This window comes from Streptomyces speibonae (assembly GCF_984686075.1).
Genome location: NZ_OZ480260.1, coordinates 6,264,443 through 6,280,654 on the forward strand (window position 1 = coordinate 6,264,443; position 16,212 = coordinate 6,280,654).

The 16,212-nt window shown below is 72.8% G+C and carries 16 protein-coding genes and 1 riboswitch; of the genes, 9 read left to right on the forward strand and 7 right to left on the reverse strand.

The window, feature by feature from the left end; translation table 11 throughout:
* The first annotated feature begins 27 nt into the window (after nucleotides 1–27).
* Nucleotides 28–1,380 carry a class II 3-deoxy-7-phosphoheptulonate synthase gene (locus tag AC5L3C_RS28145; protein WP_125507031.1) on the forward strand — a complete coding sequence of 451 codons (1,353 nt, stop codon included), beginning with the start codon at nucleotides 28–30 and terminating at the stop codon, nucleotides 1,378–1,380.
* Between the two features lie 164 nt (nucleotides 1,381–1,544).
* Nucleotides 1,545–1,772, forward strand: a complete 228-nt coding sequence (locus tag AC5L3C_RS28150) for a (2Fe-2S)-binding protein (protein ID WP_125507033.1) — start codon at nucleotides 1,545–1,547, stop codon at nucleotides 1,770–1,772.
* Nucleotides 1,773–1,791: 19 nt separating this feature from the next.
* On the opposite strand, the gene bfr is transcribed toward AC5L3C_RS28150, so the two are convergent.
* Nucleotides 1,792–2,310 (reverse strand): bacterioferritin, encoded by a 519-nt coding sequence (gene bfr, locus AC5L3C_RS28155; protein WP_493651660.1) that lies wholly within the window; start codon nucleotides 2,308–2,310, stop codon nucleotides 1,792–1,794.
* Nucleotides 2,311–2,493: 183 nt separating this feature from the next.
* On the opposite strand from bfr, the gene AC5L3C_RS28160 reads away from it, so the two are divergent.
* The gene (locus AC5L3C_RS28160) at nucleotides 2,494–3,141 is read left to right on the forward strand and encodes a sulfite oxidase-like oxidoreductase (RefSeq protein WP_493651662.1); all 648 of its coding nucleotides are present in this window, start codon (nucleotides 2,494–2,496) and stop codon (nucleotides 3,139–3,141) included.
* Nucleotides 3,142–3,153: 12 nt separating this feature from the next.
* Here AC5L3C_RS28160 and AC5L3C_RS28165 read toward each other — a convergent pair whose 3' ends face one another.
* The 5 genes from AC5L3C_RS28165 to thiO form a co-directional block, all read right to left on the reverse strand.
* Nucleotides 3,154–4,032 carry a deoxyribonuclease IV gene (locus tag AC5L3C_RS28165; protein WP_493651664.1) on the reverse strand — a complete coding sequence of 293 codons (879 nt, stop codon included), beginning with the start codon at nucleotides 4,030–4,032 and terminating at the stop codon, nucleotides 3,154–3,156.
* A gap of 47 nt (nucleotides 4,033–4,079) precedes the next feature.
* Nucleotides 4,080–6,011 carry a Stk1 family PASTA domain-containing Ser/Thr kinase gene (gene pknB, locus AC5L3C_RS28170; protein ID WP_493651665.1) on the reverse strand — a complete coding sequence of 644 codons (1,932 nt, stop codon included), beginning with the start codon at nucleotides 6,009–6,011 and terminating at the stop codon, nucleotides 4,080–4,082.
* 291 nt (nucleotides 6,012–6,302) lie between these two features.
* A complete protein-coding gene (locus tag AC5L3C_RS28175) occupies nucleotides 6,303–7,097 on the reverse strand; it encodes a thiazole synthase (RefSeq protein WP_493651667.1) in 795 nt (264 codons plus the stop codon).
* A 2-nt stretch (nucleotides 7,098–7,099) separates the two neighbouring features.
* Entirely contained in the window at nucleotides 7,100–7,300 is a 201-nt protein-coding gene (gene thiS, locus AC5L3C_RS28180) for a sulfur carrier protein ThiS (RefSeq protein WP_125507047.1), read from the reverse strand.
* On the reverse strand, nucleotides 7,297–8,463 hold the full coding sequence (gene thiO, locus AC5L3C_RS28185; RefSeq protein WP_493651669.1) for a glycine oxidase ThiO: 1,167 nt from the start codon (nucleotides 8,461–8,463) through the stop codon (nucleotides 7,297–7,299). The genes thiS and thiO overlap by 4 nt, the downstream gene beginning before the upstream one ends.
* Nucleotides 8,461–8,572, reverse strand: a riboswitch (TPP riboswitch). (Overlaps the previous gene by 3 nt.)
* Before the next feature lie 50 nt (nucleotides 8,573–8,622).
* Between thiO and AC5L3C_RS28190 the strand changes: the two genes are divergently transcribed.
* The 6 genes from AC5L3C_RS28190 to AC5L3C_RS28215 all read left to right on the forward strand — a co-directional run bounded on the left by AC5L3C_RS28190 (nucleotide 8,623) and on the right by AC5L3C_RS28215 (nucleotide 14,519).
* Nucleotides 8,623–8,985, forward strand: coding sequence for an avidin-fold protein (locus AC5L3C_RS28190; RefSeq protein WP_493651671.1), 363 nt, complete (start codon nucleotides 8,623–8,625; stop codon nucleotides 8,983–8,985).
* A gap of 9 nt (nucleotides 8,986–8,994) precedes the next feature.
* A complete protein-coding gene (locus tag AC5L3C_RS28195; RefSeq protein ID WP_493651673.1) occupies nucleotides 8,995–10,236 on the forward strand; it encodes an NAD(P)/FAD-dependent oxidoreductase in 1,242 nt (413 codons plus the stop codon).
* 73 nt (nucleotides 10,237–10,309) lie between these two features.
* Nucleotides 10,310–10,675: an Rv2175c family DNA-binding protein gene (locus tag AC5L3C_RS28200; RefSeq protein ID WP_125507055.1), complete on the forward strand. Its 366-nt coding sequence runs from the start codon at nucleotides 10,310–10,312 to the stop codon at nucleotides 10,673–10,675.
* Between the two features lie 1,152 nt (nucleotides 10,676–11,827).
* Complete coding sequence (thiE, locus tag AC5L3C_RS28205; RefSeq protein WP_493651675.1) at nucleotides 11,828–12,490, forward strand: thiamine phosphate synthase; 663 nt, start codon at nucleotides 11,828–11,830, stop codon at nucleotides 12,488–12,490.
* Between the two features lie 131 nt (nucleotides 12,491–12,621).
* Nucleotides 12,622–13,545, forward strand: a complete 924-nt coding sequence (gene metF / locus AC5L3C_RS28210) for a methylenetetrahydrofolate reductase [NAD(P)H] (RefSeq protein ID WP_493651677.1) — start codon at nucleotides 12,622–12,624, stop codon at nucleotides 13,543–13,545.
* A gap of 56 nt (nucleotides 13,546–13,601) precedes the next feature.
* Nucleotides 13,602–14,519, forward strand: a complete 918-nt coding sequence (locus AC5L3C_RS28215; protein ID WP_493651679.1) for an SCO2102 family sporulation regulator — start codon at nucleotides 13,602–13,604, stop codon at nucleotides 14,517–14,519.
* A gap of 20 nt (nucleotides 14,520–14,539) precedes the next feature.
* Here the strand turns inward: AC5L3C_RS28215 and AC5L3C_RS28220 are convergent, their stop codons facing one another.
* Nucleotides 14,540–16,039 carry a phytoene desaturase family protein gene (locus tag AC5L3C_RS28220; RefSeq protein ID WP_493651681.1) on the reverse strand — a complete coding sequence of 500 codons (1,500 nt, stop codon included), beginning with the start codon at nucleotides 16,037–16,039 and terminating at the stop codon, nucleotides 14,540–14,542.
* Between the last annotated feature and the right edge of the window lie 173 nt (nucleotides 16,040–16,212).

The following is a 16,212-nucleotide window of genomic DNA, read 5'->3' on the forward strand; positions in this document are numbered from 1 at the left end:
CCGATCCGACCCCGTAATGTGGGTTCCGTGACCGTGAACGCTAAGACCAGCGCGAGCGCTGGCAACACCTGGCGAAACCTGCCCGCGGCGCAGCAGCCCGAGTACCCCGACGCCGAGGCTCTGCGCGCAGTGATCGCGGACCTCGAGTCGTATCCGCCGCTCGTCTTCGCGGGCGAGTGCGACCAGCTGCGCGCCCGGATGGCGGCCGTCGCCAAGGGAGAGGCGTTCCTCCTCCAGGGCGGCGACTGCGCCGAGGCGTTCGACGCGGTGTCCGCCGACCACATCCGCAGCAAACTGAAGACGCTGCTCCAGATGGGTGCCGTTCTCACCTACGCCGCCGCCGTGCCCGTGGTGAAGGTCGGACGGATCGCGGGGCAGTACTCCAAGCCGCGCTCCAAGCCCACCGAGACCCGCGACGGGGTGACGCTGCCCACCTACCGGGGCGACTCCGTCAACGGGTTCGACTTCACCGAGGAGGCCCGGGTCCCGGACCCGGAGCGGCTGAAGCGCATGTACCACGCGTCGGCGTCCACGCTGAACCTGGTGCGCGCCTTCACCACCGGCGGGTACGCCGACCTGCGCCAGGTGCACGCCTGGAACCAGGACTTCGTGAAGTCGTCCCCGTCCGGCCAGCGCTACGAGCAGCTGGCCCGGGAGATCGACCAGGCGCTGAACTTCATGCGGGCCTGCGGCGCGGAGCCGGAGGAGTTCAAGACCGTCGAGTTCTTCTCCTCGCACGAGGCGCTGCTGCTCGACTACGAGTCCGCGCTCACCCGCGTCGACTCGCGCACCGGACACCTGTACGACGTCTCCGCCCACATGGTGTGGATCGGTGAGCGCACCCGGCAGATGGATCACGCGCACATCGAGTTCGCGTCCAGGATCCGCAACCCGATCGGCATCAAGCTGGGCCCGAGCACCACGGCCGAGGAGGCGCTGCAGTACATCGAGCGCCTCGACCCCGAGCGGGAGCCCGGCCGGCTGACCTTCATCGTCCGGATGGGCGCGGACAAGATCCGCGACAAGCTCCCCGAGCTGGTCGAGAAGGTCACCGCCTCCGGTGCCACCGTGGCGTGGGTGACCGACCCGATGCACGGCAACACCTTCGAGGCGGCCTCCGGCCACAAGACCCGCCGCTTCGACGACGTGCTCGACGAGGTGAAGGGCTTCTTCGAGGTGCACAAGGAGCTCGGCACCCACCCGGGCGGCATCCACGTGGAGCTCACCGGCGACGACGTCACCGAGTGCGTGGGCGGCGGCGACGAGATCTTCGTCGACGATCTGCACCAGCGCTACGAGACGGCCTGCGACCCGCGGCTCAACCGCAGCCAGTCGCTCGACCTGGCGTTCCTCGTCGCGGAGATGTACCGCGACCAGTAGGGCGGGCGGCCGCTGACACGGCGGACGGGGTGGGGCGCGTATCACACAGGATGCCGCCCCACCCCCCTCTTTTTGTGCTCAGGGGCGCCAGGTAAGGTTAGGTTAGCCTCACCGATCCAGGGTCGGTACGGCTCGACCCAGCACTTCGTCGGGAGGTGACCCGCGTGTTCGTCTGCAGCTGCTTCGGCGTGACCGAGGAACAGGTGAAGGGGCACGCGGAGGCCGGAGCGTGCACACCCCGGCAGATCGCCTCCGCCTGCAAGGCCGGCACCGACTGCGGCGGCTGCGTACGGCGCATCCAGGCGCTGCTCGGCCGCGGTGCGTGCCCTCGCCGGCAGCTGATCGACCAGGGCGAGCCACCGCTGACCACGGAGCTTCCCGAAGCCGCCTGAGCGTCCCGCCGGCCCGCGGTCACGGGGTCGAGAAGCCGTTCGTGCCCGGGCCCGAGGAGTCGGGCTGGGACTGCTCGATCACCGTCGACAGGTACAGCGCCTCGCCCAGCTTCTCGATCAGTTCCAGCTGGGTGTCCAGGTAGTCGATGTGGTGCTCCTCGTCGGCCAGGATCGCCTCGAAGATGTTGGCCGACGTGATGTCGCCCTTGTTGCGCATGACCTCCACCCCGCGGCGCAGCCGGTCGATCGCCTCCAGCTCGATCTCCCGGTCGGCCTGGAACATCTCGGTGACGGTCTGCCCGACCCGGACGTGGAACAGCCGCTGGTAGTTCGGCAGGCCGTCGAGGAGCAGGATGCGGTCGGTGAGCAGTTCCGCGTGCCGCATCTCGTCGAAGGACTCGGCGCGGGTGTACTCGGCGAGTTTGCTCCAGCCCTTGTGGTCCTGCAGCTTCGAGTGCAGGAAGTACTGGTTGATCGCCGTGAGCTCGGCGGTCAGCTGCTCGTTGAGGAATTCGATGACCTCGGGGTCGCCCTGCATCGCATGGGCTCCTTCCGCGCGGGGGACTGGCAGGTTGGGCCGCATGATTGCACCGGCGAGGAAGATCGTCCAGTAAGTCTTGACTTAGTAAGTAAGTACATACTCAGTCGTTTTTGTTGCTGTCTGCCCGATTCTTTCCGGACCGGTTCAGGGGCATCGCCCCCGGTCTGTCAGGATGGAGACATGGGTCAGCCGGCGGAACGGGAATCGGGGGAGCGCGCATCACAAGCAGCGGCGCGGTTCGAGCTCCCGCCGGGGCAGCGACTGCAGAAGGGCTGGCCGGTCACCCACTACGGGCCCGTCCCCAAGTTCCGCCCCGAGCGGTGGGAGTTCCGGGTTTTCGGCGCCACCGCCGACGGTGACAAGCACTGCTGGACCCACGAGGAGTTCACGGCCCTGCCGTACACCACCGTGGTGGCCGATCTGCACTGCGTCACCAAGTTCAGCATGGTCGGCGCCGAGTGGGGCGGCATCCCCGCCCGCGCCGTCGTGGACCTCGCCCCGCCCGCGCCCGACGTCACCCATGTGATGGTGTGGGCGGAGTACGGATTCAGCTCCAACCTCCGGCTCGACGACTTCATGTCCTCGCGTGCCCTCTTCGCCACCCACAAGGACGGCGAGCTGCTGACCGCCGAGCACGGCTTTCCGCTGCGGCTGATCGTCCCCCATCTGTACGCCTGGAAGGGCCCCAAATGGGTGCGCGGCGTGGAGTACATGACCGCCGACCGGCGCGGCTTCTGGGAGGAGCGCGGCTACCACAACGTCGGCGACCCCTGGAAGGAACAGCGCTACTCCTACCAGGAGGAACCCGGCGAGGGCCCCGAGCTCTGACCGCCGTACGCCTCAGCCGTCCCGGAGCTTCTTCAGCCGCTCCACGTCCGCCGCGTGCCCTTCCTTGCCGCCGGGCGTCTCGATGACCAGCGGTACGCCCTCGGTCGCCGGGTGCGTCATCAGCGCCCGGAACGGGTCCTCACCGATGTGTCCCGCGCCGATGTTCGCGTGACGGTCCTTGTGGGCGCCCACCACATCCAGGGAGTCATTGGCGTGGATCAGCTTCAGGCGCCCCTCGCCGACGGTCTCCACCAGCAGATCCAGTGTCCGGTGCATCCCCGCCGGCCCGGTCAGATCGTGCCCGGCCGCGAAGACATGGCAGGTGTCCAGACAGACGCCCAGCTTCGGATGGGCGTCCAGCGCCTCGAAGTACGGCCCGAAGTCCCAGGTCCGTGAGCACAGCGAGGAACCCTGGCCCGCGGTCGACTCCAGCAGCAGGAACGGGTCGTCGTCATGGGTCAGCTCCTCGAGCAGCGGCAGCATCCGCTCCCGCACCTGCCTGAGAGCCACCGACCGTTCACGTCCGCCGGTCGCACTGCCCGTGTGCACCACCACACCCAGCGCGCCGATCTCCCGCCCCCGCCGCAGCGAGTGCCGCAGCGACTCCACCGACCGCTCCACGGTCGCCTCGGTGTGGGAACCGAAGTTGATCAGGTACGGGGCGTGCACGTACGCCGGGATCGACTCGGCGGCGCAGGCCGCGCGGAACGCCTCGTCCTGTTGCGGGTTGCCGGCCGGGGTGGCCCAGCCGCGCGGATTGGCGACGAAGACCTGCACGGTCTCGGCGCGCAGCTCACGGGCGTAGGACAGGCCGACGGAATGCAGGCCGCCGGCCACGGGTACATGGCCGCCGATCGGGTTGCGGACGGGGCCGGACGGGTGACTCTTCACGCGTCAAGGGTGTCATGCGCGGAGGGGTCCCCGGACGGCCCCTCCCGTCAGCGGATCTCGATGGTGATTGTCGAACCCTTCGGCGCGGTGTCGCCGCCGTCCACGGACTGGCCCCGCACGGTGTCGCCGAACAGGCCGAGCAGTCCGCGGTCCTCATCCACGGAGAATCCGGCGCCCTCCAGCTTCTCCTTGGCCTCGCCCACGCTGTCGCCGACCACGTCCGGCACCTCGACCATCTCGGGGCCCTTGGACAACGTCAGCGTCACGGTGTCGCCCTCGGCGGCCTGTCCGCCGGGACCCGGGTTCTGCCGGGCCACCGCGCCCGCGTCGTGCTCGGAGTTGACCCGCTCGGCGGCGATCTCCACCTTCAGGCCGGCCTCCTCCAGCTCGGCCCGCGCGTCGTCCGGGTCGTCGCCGGTCACGTCGGGCACCTCCACGGGGCTGCCCTTGCTCACGGTCAGCGCCACCGCCGAGCCCGCCCGGACCTTGGTGCCCTTGCCCGGCTCCGTGGAGATCACCGAACCGGCGGGCACGGACTCACTGAACTCCCGGGTCGCCATGCCCGGCTTCAGGCCCTCGTCCTCCAGCACCGACCGCGCCTTGTCCAGCGCATAGCCGTCGAGGTCCGGCACCCGCACGGTCTCGGGGCCCTGGGAGATCGTCAGGGACACCGAGCCGTTGCCGCGGATGCGGGCGCCCGCCTCCGGGTCGGTGGCGATCACCTTGCCCCGCTCCACCGTGTCGCTGTACGCCTCCTTCACCTCGCCGACGTCCAGCCCGGCGTCCGTCAGCCGGTCCCGGGCCTCCTTCTCGGTCTTCGCCAGCAGCGGCGGGACCTTGGTGAACTGGCCGGAGTTGATGTACCACACGCCCGCGCCGAGGCCGAGCACCAGCAGCGCGGCCACGACGATCGCCATCGGGCCGCGCCGGAGCGCCGTACGCCGCCGGGGCGGCAGCGGCGGCGGGGACTGGAACCGGCTGGTGTGCCGCACCTCCGCGCTCTCGTCCTCGTTGACGGGCAGCGGGCGGGCCATGGTGAGCGCGCGCGGGATGACGCTCGTACGGTCGTCCGTGTTGTCGTGCCGGTCGTGCTCCGACAGCAGCGCCTGCGGCGGCACCGCGTCGAGCTGCTCGTCATCCAGCCGGCCGCGCGCGTCGCGGACCCGCGCGAGCAGCGCCACCGCGTCGTGCGGACGCGCCTGCGGATCGCGCGCGGTCGCCGTGGCGACCAGTCCGTCCAGCTCGCGCGCCATACCGGGCACGGCGGCCGAGGGCGGCGGCACGTCGTCGTGGAGATGCTTGTAGAGCACGATCGCGGGGGAGTCGCCGTCGTGCGGCTTCTCACCGGTCAGCATCTCGTGGAGCATGATCCCGCAGGCGTAGACGTCCACGCGGGGGTCGGCGGTGCCGTGCTCGATCTGCTCCGGGGCCAGGTAGGAGACCGTGCCGAGCACGGTGCCCGTGGTGTTCGTCACCGAGCCCACCGCCCGGACCAGGCCGAAGTCGGCGACCTTGACCCGGCCGTCGTCCCCGATCAGCACGTTCTCGGGCTTCATGTCCCGGTGCACGAACCCGGCCCGGTGCGCGGCACCGAGCGCGGCCAGCACCGGCTCCAGGATGTCCAGCGCGGCCCGCGGCTGGAGCGCCCCGCGCTCGCGCAGCACGTCGCGCAGGGTGCAGCCGGGGATGTACTCCATCGCCAGGTAGACGTAGGCGCTGTCGGTGCCCTGGTCGAAGACCTGCACCACGTTCGGGTGGGCCAGGCGGGCCACCGACTTCGCCTCGCGGATGAACCGCTCGACGAAGGAGGCGTCGGCGGCGAGGGAGGGGTGCATCACCTTGAGCGCGAGGACGCGGTCGAGGCGGGTGTCCACGGCCCGGTAGACCGTGGCCATCCCGCCGACCGCGATCCGGGAGTCGACGCGATAGCGGCCGTCGAGCACCTGCCCGACCAGAGGGTCCTGAAGGGTCGTGTCCACGCAGCGAGTCTACGAGGCACGACCGACACTCCCGCCCAGCCGTCCCCACGTTGAAGCGGACCTGTGACGTGCGTCGCCGCACTGTGGCACGCCGCAGCCGCGGGCAGCCGTGCGCACAGCTGCGGGCAGTCGTGCCGCAGGGGCGATGGGGGTCCCCCCGCTCGAGCGAAGCCGAGAGTGGGGGAGGGTGGGCGCAGACGGCACCCTGCAAGCGCCGGAAAGCGATGCCCCCCCCGGCCCAGCCGGTGCCGGCACGGTCGATACGCCGGCACGGTCGATACGCCGGCACCGTCAGAACGCCGGCCGCTCCGGATCCAGCACCGCCAAGCCCTCCGCAGGAGACGACGCCGTGGCGAACCACCGCCGCGGAATCCGCCCCGCCACCCGCGCCAGCCGCCCCGCCTCCACCGCCCCCCGCATCGCCGTGGCCATCAGCACCGGCTCCTGCGCCCGCGTCACCGCGGACGCCAGCATCACCCCCGCACACCCCAGCTCCATCGCCAGCGCCGCGTCGGACGCCGTGCCCGCGCCCGCGTCGAGGATCACCGGCACCCCCGCCCGCTCCACGATCAGCTCGAAGTTGTGCGGGTTGCGGATGCCCAGCCCGGACCCGATCGGCGACCCCAGCGGCATCACCGCCGCGCATCCCACGTCCTCGAGCTTCCGCGCCAGCACGGGATCGTCGTTGGTGTACGGCAGTACCGTGAACCCGTCGTCGACCAGCGTCTCCGCCGCGTCCAGCAGCTCCACCGGGTCCGGCAGCAGGGTCCGCTCGTCCGCGATCACCTCCAGCTTGACCAGGTCCGTGCCGAGCGCCTCCCGCGCGAGGCGGGCCGTCAGCACGGCCTCCCCGGCGGTGAAGCACCCCGCGGTGTTGGGCAGCACGCGGATGCCGAGCTTCTCCAGCACCGACAGCACGGACCCGTGCACCGAGGGGTCCACCCGCCGCATCGCGACGGTCGTCAGTTCCGTACCGGACGCCACGAGGGCCCGCTCCAGCACGTCGAGGCTCGGTGCGCCCCCGGTGCCCATGATCAGGCGGGACGTGAAGGACGTACCGCCGAGGACGAACGGATCGTCGGCCATGGTCAGCCTCCTTGGACGGCGGTGAGGACCTCCACCCGGTCCCCCTCCGCGAGGGGGGTGGTGGGCCACTGCGCGCGCGGGACGACGGTTTCGTTGAGGGCGGCGGCCACACCCGACGGGGCCGCGGTGAGCGTGGTGACGACGGTGTCGAGGGCCGTGCCGGGAGCGACCTCCCTGCGCTCCCCGTTGACGGAGATGTTCATGCGGGCTGCTCCGTGAGGACGGCGGCGCCGAAGCGCCGGGGGGTGAAGGGACGCGCCTCCCGCGGCAGTTCACCGGTGGTCAGGACGTCCGCCAGGGCGTCGCCGGTGACCGGCGTCAGCAGGACGCCGTTGCGGTAGTGGCCCGTGGCCAGCAGGAGCCCGTCGAGCTCCGTCGGGCCGAGCAGCGGCGCGTTGTCGGGGGAGCCGGGGCGCAGTCCGGCGCGGGTCTCGGCGAGCGGCAGTTCGGTGATCCCGGGAACCAGTTCATGGGCGTCGCGCAGCAGCGCGTACACGCCGCCCGCGGTCACCGTGGTGTCCCAGCCCAGCTCCTCGCTGGTCGCGCCGATCACCAGCTCGCCGTTCTCGCGCGGCACGAGGTAGACATGGCTGCCGCGCACCACGGCGCGCACGGTCCGGCTCAGGAAGGGCCCGTGGTGCCCGGGCATGGTCAGCCGCAGCACCTGCCCCTTCACGGGGCGCACGGGCGGCAGCACGTCCGGCGGGACGCCCGCGAGCCGTCCGCTGAGGCTGCCGGCGGCGAGTACCACCTGGCCGGCGCCCAGCTCGGCACCGTCGGCGGTGACGACCCCCGTCGCGCGGCCGCCCGTGACGACGAGCCGCTCGGCCCACGCGCGGCGCACGGTCACGCCGGAGCGCTCACACGCGGTGACGAGGGCGGCCGCCAGCCGGCGCGGATCGATCTGGTGGTCGCCGTCCACCCGCAGCCCGCCGCGCACCCCCGGCGCCAGCATCGGCTCCAGGCGCCGGCACTCGCGTCCGGACAGCCACTGCGCGTCCAGGCCCGAGCGCTGCTGCAAGGCGTGCAGCTCCCGCAGGTGGGCGCGGTCGTCGGCGTCCAGCGCCACGGCGAGGGTGCCGGATCTGCGGTAGCCGAGGTCGTGGCCGGTGAGTTCGGTCAGCTCGGCCGCGAAGGCGGGATAGCGCCGCGCGGAGGCGAGGTTCAGGCCGAGCAGGGTCTCCTCGCCGTAGTGCAGTTCGGTGACGGCGGCCAGCATCCCGGCGGCCACCTGGGCGGCGCCGCCGCCCGGCTCGGGGTCCACCACGGTCGTGGCGAGACCGCGCTGCGCGGCCCGCCAGGCGGTGACCAGTCCGATGATTCCGCCCCCGACGACGAGGACGTCTGAGGTACGCGTGGGCGACATGGGCGTCCAGCCCCTCCCTTCGCCGGCATGACCCGGATCAGGTTCGTACGGTCGGAGGCCGCCAGCCTCCCTCTCAGCCCGGTGCGTCCGGGCTCCCGCGAGTGCTTTACGTTGGCCACCCTAGCCCTCGGGTCAACGCGCTTGTAAGGGAGCCTCCGCGTGGCACGCTCGCTCGACGGACTCGTCCTCGCCCCCGTGGCCGACCAGGCTCCGGGCCAGGTCGGCACCCGCACCCGGTTCGTCTACCACGAGCGGGACGGCGAGATCTGGGCCGACTACGCGGGCGGTGACGTCGTGCGCGGGCACCTGGTCGGCACCCGCGCGGGGGACCGGCTGGACTTCCGTTACGTCCAGCTCAAGCGGGACGGCACCACGTCCTGCGGGCACTGTGTGTCGACGGTCGTCGAGCTGCCGGACGGGCGGGTGCGGCTGGAGGAGAGCTGGCAGTGGGAGTCGCAGCCGGGCAGCGGGACGAGCGTGGTGGAGGAATCCGAACCCGTCGAAGCCGGGCCGGATGTCTAAGGTGACCGGGTGAGCGAGCAGACGCAGGAACCGGGACGTTCCCAGCCGCGGCGTGTCGTCGTGGCGGGCGCGGGCATGGCCGGTGTACAGACCGCGGCCGCCCTGCGGGAGCAGGGCTTCACCGGCACCGTGACCCTGATCGGCGCGGAGCCCCACCAGCCCTACGACCGGCCGCCGTTGTCCAAGGCGGTCCTGCTCGGCACGGCCGAGAGCTCGGCCTTCGACGTGGACTTCGAAGAGCTCGGCGTCGAACTGCGGCTCGGCTGCGAGGTGCTGGGCCTGCGTCCCGGCGACCACGAGCTGGACACGGAGGCCGGAGTCGTCCCCTACGACGTCCTGGTGATCGCCACCGGCGCGGAACCGGTGCGGCTGCCGGGCTCGGAGGGCGTCCCCGGGGTGCATCTGCTGCGCACCCTGGACGACGCCGAGCGGCTGCGGCCGGTCCTCGCGCGGCAGCACGACATCGTGGTGGTCGGCGCGGGCTGGATCGGCGCCGAGTTCGCCACGGCGGCCCGCGAGGCGGGCTGCGCGGTCACCGTCGTGGAGGCCGAGGAACGGCCGCTGGCCGGGGTGCTGCCCGCGGAGGTGGCCGACCCCATGGCCGCCTGGTACGCCGAGGCGGGGGTCACCCTGCGCACCCGCGCGCGCGTGGCGCGTGTCGAGCCCGGTGAGGTCGTCCTGGACGACGGGACGCGGCTGCCCGCGGGTGCCGTGGTCGTCGGCATCGGGGCCCGGCCCGCCACCGCCTGGCTGGCGGGCTCGGGGGTCGCGCTCGGCGAGCGGGGCGAGGTGGTGGCCGACAGCGGTCTGATGACCTCCGTGCCCGACGTGTACGCCGTCGGCGACTGCGCGTCCTTCCCGTCCGCCCGCTACGGCGAGCGGCTGCTGGTCCACCACTGGGACAACGCCCTCCAGGGGCCGCGCACGGTTGCGGCGAACATCCTCGGCCAGGCCGCGGGCCGGGCGCCGGCGGTGTACGACCCGGTGCCGTACTTCTGGTCCGAGCAGTTCGGACGCTTCGTCCAGTACGCGGGACACCACGCGGACGCCGACCGGACCGTCCGGCGCGGTGACCCGGCCGAGCCGGCGTGGAGCGTGTGCTGGCTGCGCGGTTCCCGGCTGGTCGCGCTGCTCGCGGTCGGGCGGCCCCGGGACCTGGCACAGGGGCGCCGGCTCATCGAGGCGGGGACGGCCATGGACCCGGAGCTGATCGCCGACCCCGGACGGCCCCTGAAGTCGGCGACGGCGTGAATCGTCCGGCGCGTCCGCCCAGGCGGCGGGGGCTGACTTCCGACTGTCAGTGGCAGGTGGCAGGCTTGTTCCCGTGACCGAGATTGACGCAAAGATCGATGCTCTCGTCCCCGCCTGGCTCACCCTCCCCGACATCGCCGAACGGCTCGGCGTCGAGGTGACGCGTGTCCGGCAGCTGGTCAAGGAGGGCCAGCTCATCGCCGTACGCCGGGGTGAGAACCGCGCGCTGCACGTTCCCGCCGCCTTCATCGACGGGGACAAGGTGGTCAAGGGCCTGACGGGTACCTTGACGCTGCTGCGGGACGACGGATTCACGGTCGAGGAAATGCTGGAGTGGCTCTTCACCCCCGACCCGTCCCTGCCGGGCACGCCCGCCCAGGCGCTCAGCGAGAACCGCGGCACGGAGGTGAAGCGCCGCGCCCAGGCCCTCGCGGTCTGAGCCCCCCACCGACCGCCTGACGGCCCCGGGGCACCCGCCCCGGGACCGCGGGCCCTGTTACCCCCCCGGCCCGTGGAATCCGCCGCCACCCGGCCCACGGGCCCCGCCGCTCCGCGCCAGGGGGCCCGCCACTGCCTGGCCCGGGCTCGTGTGGGCAGCCGCCCACCCGGCCCGTGGGGCTCGCCGCTGTCCGGCCCGGAGGTGCGCGCCGTCGTTCGGCCGAAGGCGCCGCCGCTCCGAGCCCGTAGAGTCCGCCGCCACCCGGCTCGTGGGGTTTTTCCCCTGGACTGGCCTGGGCTCGCCGCTGTCCGGCCCGGAGGTGCGCGCCGTCGTTCGGCCGAAGGCGCCGCTGTTCCGGGCCCGTGGGGTCCGCCGCCACCCGGCTCGTGGGGTTTTTCCCCTGGACTGGCCAGGGCTCGCCGCTGTCCGGCCCGGAGGTGCGCGCCGTCGTTCGGCCGAAGGCGCCGCCGCTCCGAGCCCGTGGGGTCCGCCGCTTCGAACCCGTCGCGCCCGCCACTGCCGGGCCCGGAGGTGCACCATGGCCTGGCCCGTGGGGGCCACCGGCCCGGCTCGTGGGGGCAGCCGCCCACCCGGCCTGTGGGGCCCGCTGCCGGCGGCCCATGGGGCCGCCGTTCCGGGCCCGTGGGGTCCGCCACTTCCTGGTACCGGAGGTCCACGCCACCGTCCGACGGACGCGGGTGCCCAGGTGGGCGGAGTGCGGAGTGCGCTGCGTCCGTGTGTGGCGTTACGTGTCCCCGGACGGTTGTGTGCGTCCGCCCGGATGCGATGTGTGGAGTCGGGGCGTGAGGTCGGCGGAGGGCGCGTGCATCAGCGCGGGCGTAACGCGCGGCGGCCGCGCGTGCGGTGTGCTTCGTCCCCGGGCTGCTCCGACGCGACGTACGGCGTCGCGCGGTCGGTGTCCACCGGACGGGTGTGGGTCCGGGCGTTCGGAGCGTGCGGTGCCCGCCGGAGCCGGGGGTGCTGCGTCCGTCCGGACGTGATGTCGGCCGGGTGGGTGTGCCGGGGGTGGGCGGGGCGGCATAGGGTTTGTCGCGGTGGGGGCTCCCGGCCCGGTCCGCAGGGGTGCCCGATGACGCACCGGGTCTGCCCGGTCGGCCGCGCAGTACCGAACTTCCCCGGGGGGACATCCGTATGACCGCCACCGTCCGAGACCGGCTCGCCGACGCCCGGCTCTATCTGTGCACCGACGCCCGCAAGCGGCAGGGAGACCTCCCCGAGTTCCTCGACGCCGTCCTGGCCGGCGGCGTCGACATCGTGCAGCTGCGGGACAAGGGCATGGAGGCCGGCGAGGAACTGGAGCACCTCGCGGTCCTCGCCGACGCCTGCGCCCGGCACGGCAAGCTGCTCGCGGTCAACGACCGCGCGGACGTCGCCCACGCCGCCGGCGCCGATGTGCTCCACCTCGGCCAGGGCGACCTGCCCGTCCCCGCCGCGCGGGCGCTCCTCGGCCCGGACATCCTGATCGGCCGCTCCACACACACCGAGTCCGAGGCCGCCGCGGCCGCCGTCCAGCCCGGTGTGGACTACTTCTGCACCGGCCCGTGCTGGCCCACCCCCACCAAGCCCGGCCGTCCCGCCCCCGGCCTCGGCCTGGTCCGGTACGCCGCCGCCCTCGGCACCGACCGCCCCTGGTTCGCCATCGGCGGCATCGACCTCGGCAACCTCGACGAGGTGCTGGACGCCGGCGCCCGGCGGGTCGTGGTGGTGCGTGCCCTCACCGAGGCGGACGACCCGCGCGCGGCGGCCGCCGCGTTCGCCGAGCGGCTGCGGGAAGCCGCCCCGGTCACGGGATGACGTCCCGCGGACCGGGACGCGGACACCCAGGCCGTCTCACGTTTGTCCACACTGTGGACAGCAAGTCGACAAATCAGACAAATCTCCCCCTTCTGGTTGGGGGACCGCCGCCCCCTGGCTAACCTGCGGGTATGGCCCTCGGAACCGCATCCACCAGGACTGATCGCGCCCGCACCGTGCGCGACATGCTCGCCGCCGGGAAAACGACGTACTCGTTCGAGTTCTGGGCCCCCAAGACGGAGAAGGGCGAGCGCAACCTCTGGAACGCGCTCCGCAGGGTCGAGGCCGTCGCCCCCAGCTTCGTCTCCGTCACCTACGGCGCGGGCGGTTCCACCCGCGCCGGCACGGTGAAGGCGACCGAGCAGATCGCCTCCGACACCACCCTCACCCCGGTCGCCCACCTCACGGCCGTCAACCACTCCATCGCCGAGCTGCGCAACATCATCGGCCAGTACGCCGACGCCGGGATCCGCAACATGCTCGCCGTGCGCGGCGACCCGCCCGGCGACCCCATGGGCGAGTGGGTGCCGCACCCGCAGGGCCTGACCTATGCCGCCGAACTCGTCCGGCTCATCAAGGAGTCGGGCGACTTCTGCGTCGGCGTCGCCGCCTTCCCTGAGATGCACCCGCGCTCGGCGGACTGGGACACCGACGTCGCCCACTTCGTCGACAAGTGCCGGGCCGGCGCCGACTACGCGATCACGCAGATGTTCTTCCAGCCCGAGTCCTATCTGCGGCTGCGTGACCGAGTCCACGCGGCGGGCTGCGAAACCCCCGTGATCCCCGAAGTCATGCCGGTGACCAGCGTGAAGATGCTGGAACGGTTGCCAAAGCTCAGTAATGCCTCGTTCCCCGACGCCCTCAAAGAGCGGATCCTGACAGCGAAGGACGATCCGGCGGCGGTACGCTCCATTGGTATCGACTTCGCCACGGAGTTCTGCGCGCGGTTGCTGGCCGAGGGAGTGCCGGGACTGCACTTCATCACGCTGAACAACTCCACGGCGACGCTGGAGATCTACGAGAACCTGGGCCTGCACCACCCACCGCGGGCCTAGACCGGTCGCACGGATATACGACACACTGCGTAGCGACCACTGGGAGAGGGGCGTACATGGGCTGGACGGTCCTCTACATCGCGTTCGGCATCGTCGCGCTGTGGTTGCTCGGCGAGGTGCTGCTGCAGTACAAGGCGCGCCTGCGCTGGCGGCTGCTCGCCTTCGCCGGCTTCCTCGGCGTCGTGCTCGGCGTGCTGATCCCGTCCGTCGTCGTGATCGGTCTCGGCGCCGCGGCCTTCGCCGTCGGCCAGACCTACGTCACGCTGTCGTTCCGCCGGGGCTTCCAGGCGGGCTGGGCGGTCAACGCGCCGATGCTGGCCGGCGTCAAGGGCCGCCGCGAGGCCGGGCGCCAGGATCCGACGCTGGAGGTCTCCGACCTGGAGACGTCCCGCGACGACTACGGCGACCAGGGCGACGGCCCCGACCGCGCCGCCTACGGCGCGGACGAGGAGTACGAGCGCGACGACGTGTTCACCCCCGCCCGGCCGACGGCCGCCGAGACGACGTCCGTCTACGAGCCGCAGCCCATGCCCGACGACACCGGCTCCTACGGCGTCTACGGCGACCAGGGTTACGCCGCCCCGTCCCAGGACCAGTACACGGCGACCGCCCAGGGCGCCGACCAGAACTACGCCTACGACTACTCCGGCTACGGCCAGCAGCAGGGCTACGACACCACGGGCCAGCAGTACGCCGCCTACTCCGACCCGTACATCGGCAACACGACGTACGGCGGCACGGGGTACGACACCGGGTACACCGACCAGCAGCAGTACGGCCAGCAGGGCTACACCCAGGACCCGTACGCCGCAGGCTACGGCGGCGAGACCCCGGCCAACGGCCTGTGGGTCCCGCAGCAGCGCAGCACCGACGACCCCTACGGCGGTGAACTCCCGCCGGAGCAGCAGCAGTACCCGTACCAGGGCAACGGCCAGACCAACGGCAACGGGTACGACGAGCAGTACCGTTTCTGACGGGTGGTCACGCCGGTGGGTCACTGGGACCCGCGGAACTCCGGCCCCTCCACGATCAGTCCGGCGACCAGCGCCCCCGACATCCCCGCGTGCGGAAGCCCGCCGCCGGGGTGGGACCAGCCGCCGACCGTGAACAGCCCCGGCAGCCGGGTGCTGTTGGACGGCTGGAGCAGCCGACCGCCCGCGGCCGCCAGCGCCGGGACCGGCACGGCACCGCCCGCCACGCCCGTCTCCCCGGCGATGTCGTCCGGGGTGCGCACCTCGTGCCGCAGCAGCCGGTCGCGCAGACCCGGTATCGCCCGCCCGGCCGCGGTGATCAGCTTCTCGGCGCAGTCCTCCGCGGGGGCCGCGGCACCCGCGGGCACCACCGCGGTGACCATTGCCGCCTCGTGGCCGGCGTCCGGGACCAGTGCGGGATCGTCCGGCCGCAGGACCGTCACCGTGGGGTGCTCGGGCAGTCCGCCCGGCGTCGCACCGGACAGCGCCGTCAGTTCCGCCTCGCGGTCCACCGCGTGCACCACCGTGCGGTGCGGTGTGCCCTGCGGGCGTCCGCCGCGCAGCGCCATCAGCACCGTCACCCGGCTCGCCTCCCCGGGCCTGGCGGGAACCCCGCCGTCGCCGCGCACCGGAGTGCCCCGGCTCAGGCGGTCCAGCACCCCGGGCGCCACCCCGGCGACCACGAGGTCCGCCTCCGTCACCGTGCCGTCGGCGCACTCCAGCCCCGCCGCCCTGCCGTCCTTCTCCAGCACGCCGGTGACCTCCGTACCGAAGCGGAACTCCACCCGGCGGGCCAGACACCGCTCGTACACCGCACGCGCCAGTTCCCGCATGCCGCCCCGCACGTACCACGTGCCGAACGCGTGCTCCATGTAGGGCAGCACGGCCGCGCTCGCCGGGGTCGCGCGGGGATCGAGGCCGTGCGCGAGCGCGTAACTCTCCAGCAGGGCGGTCAGCCGGGGATCGCGCAGCTCCCACGCGCCCACCTCGGCCAGCGTGCCCGCCGTGCGCGTGCGCAGCAGCCTCTTGTGCGGGACCGCCGGATACGGCTCGCGCTCGGCCAGCACCTGCCAGTTGGGCCACAGCGGCTCCTCAAGCAGCGGCCGGCGCGTGCGGTCCCAGGCCTCCCGGGCCCGCACCAGGAAGTCGCCCCAGCGCCGGGCGGCGGCCGGGCCGAGGCTCTCCTCCAGGGCGGAGACGACGCCCGCGCGGGAGGCGCCCGGCAGCGGCACGCGGGAGCCGTCCGCGAACACGTGGTACGCGGACGGATCCACCTGGACGAGCTCGACGCACGCCTCCAGCGGCTCCTTGCCCGTCTTCACGAACAGATCGCGGTACACCGCGGGCAGCGGCAGCAGCCCCGGACCGGTGTCGAAGGAGAACCCGTCCCACTCCACCCGGCGCAGGGCACCGCCGTACGTCTCCGTCCGCTCGTGGACCACCACCCGGTGGCCCGCGACGGCCAGCCGGGCGGCGGCCGCCATCGCGCCCATCCCGGCGCCGATCACCGCAATCCGTGCCATGTCAGGGACTTTATCCGCCGGCACCGACAGTCCGTCCCCGAGTACCCGCGCCCCCGCCCCGGGGCCCAGCCGGCGACCGGCGGCCGTGCGCGCGGGCGCGCAGGAGTGAGTACCCGTACCTAGTGGCCCGGTTGAGTACGCGCGCGGATGGGGAGCGGCCCGCGGAAAGGGGA

Excerpts from the sequence above, each read along its gene's own strand:
- bfr (WP_493651660.1), bottom strand. The coding sequence starts at position 2,310 with ATGCAGGGCGACCCCGAGGTCATCGAATTCCTCAACGAGCAGCTGACC.
- thiO (WP_493651669.1), bottom strand. The coding sequence starts at position 8,463 with ATGTCGCCCACGCGTACCTCAGACGTCCTCGTCGTCGGGGGCGGAATC.
- AC5L3C_RS28160 (WP_493651662.1), top strand. The coding sequence starts at position 2,494 with ATGGGTCAGCCGGCGGAACGGGAATCGGGGGAGCGCGCATCACAAGCA.
- AC5L3C_RS28215 (WP_493651679.1), top strand. The coding sequence starts at position 13,602 with ATGGGCTGGACGGTCCTCTACATCGCGTTCGGCATCGTCGCGCTGTGG.
- AC5L3C_RS28220 (WP_493651681.1), bottom strand. The coding sequence starts at position 16,039 with ATGGCACGGATTGCGGTGATCGGCGCCGGGATGGGCGCGATGGCGGCC.
- thiE (WP_493651675.1), top strand. The coding sequence starts at position 11,828 with ATGACCGCCACCGTCCGAGACCGGCTCGCCGACGCCCGGCTCTATCTG.
- thiS (WP_125507047.1), bottom strand. The coding sequence starts at position 7,300 with ATGAACATCTCCGTCAACGGGGAGCGCAGGGAGGTCGCTCCCGGCACG.
- AC5L3C_RS28175 (WP_493651667.1), bottom strand. The coding sequence starts at position 7,097 with ATGGCCGACGATCCGTTCGTCCTCGGCGGTACGTCCTTCACGTCCCGC.
- metF (WP_493651677.1), top strand. The coding sequence starts at position 12,622 with ATGGCCCTCGGAACCGCATCCACCAGGACTGATCGCGCCCGCACCGTG.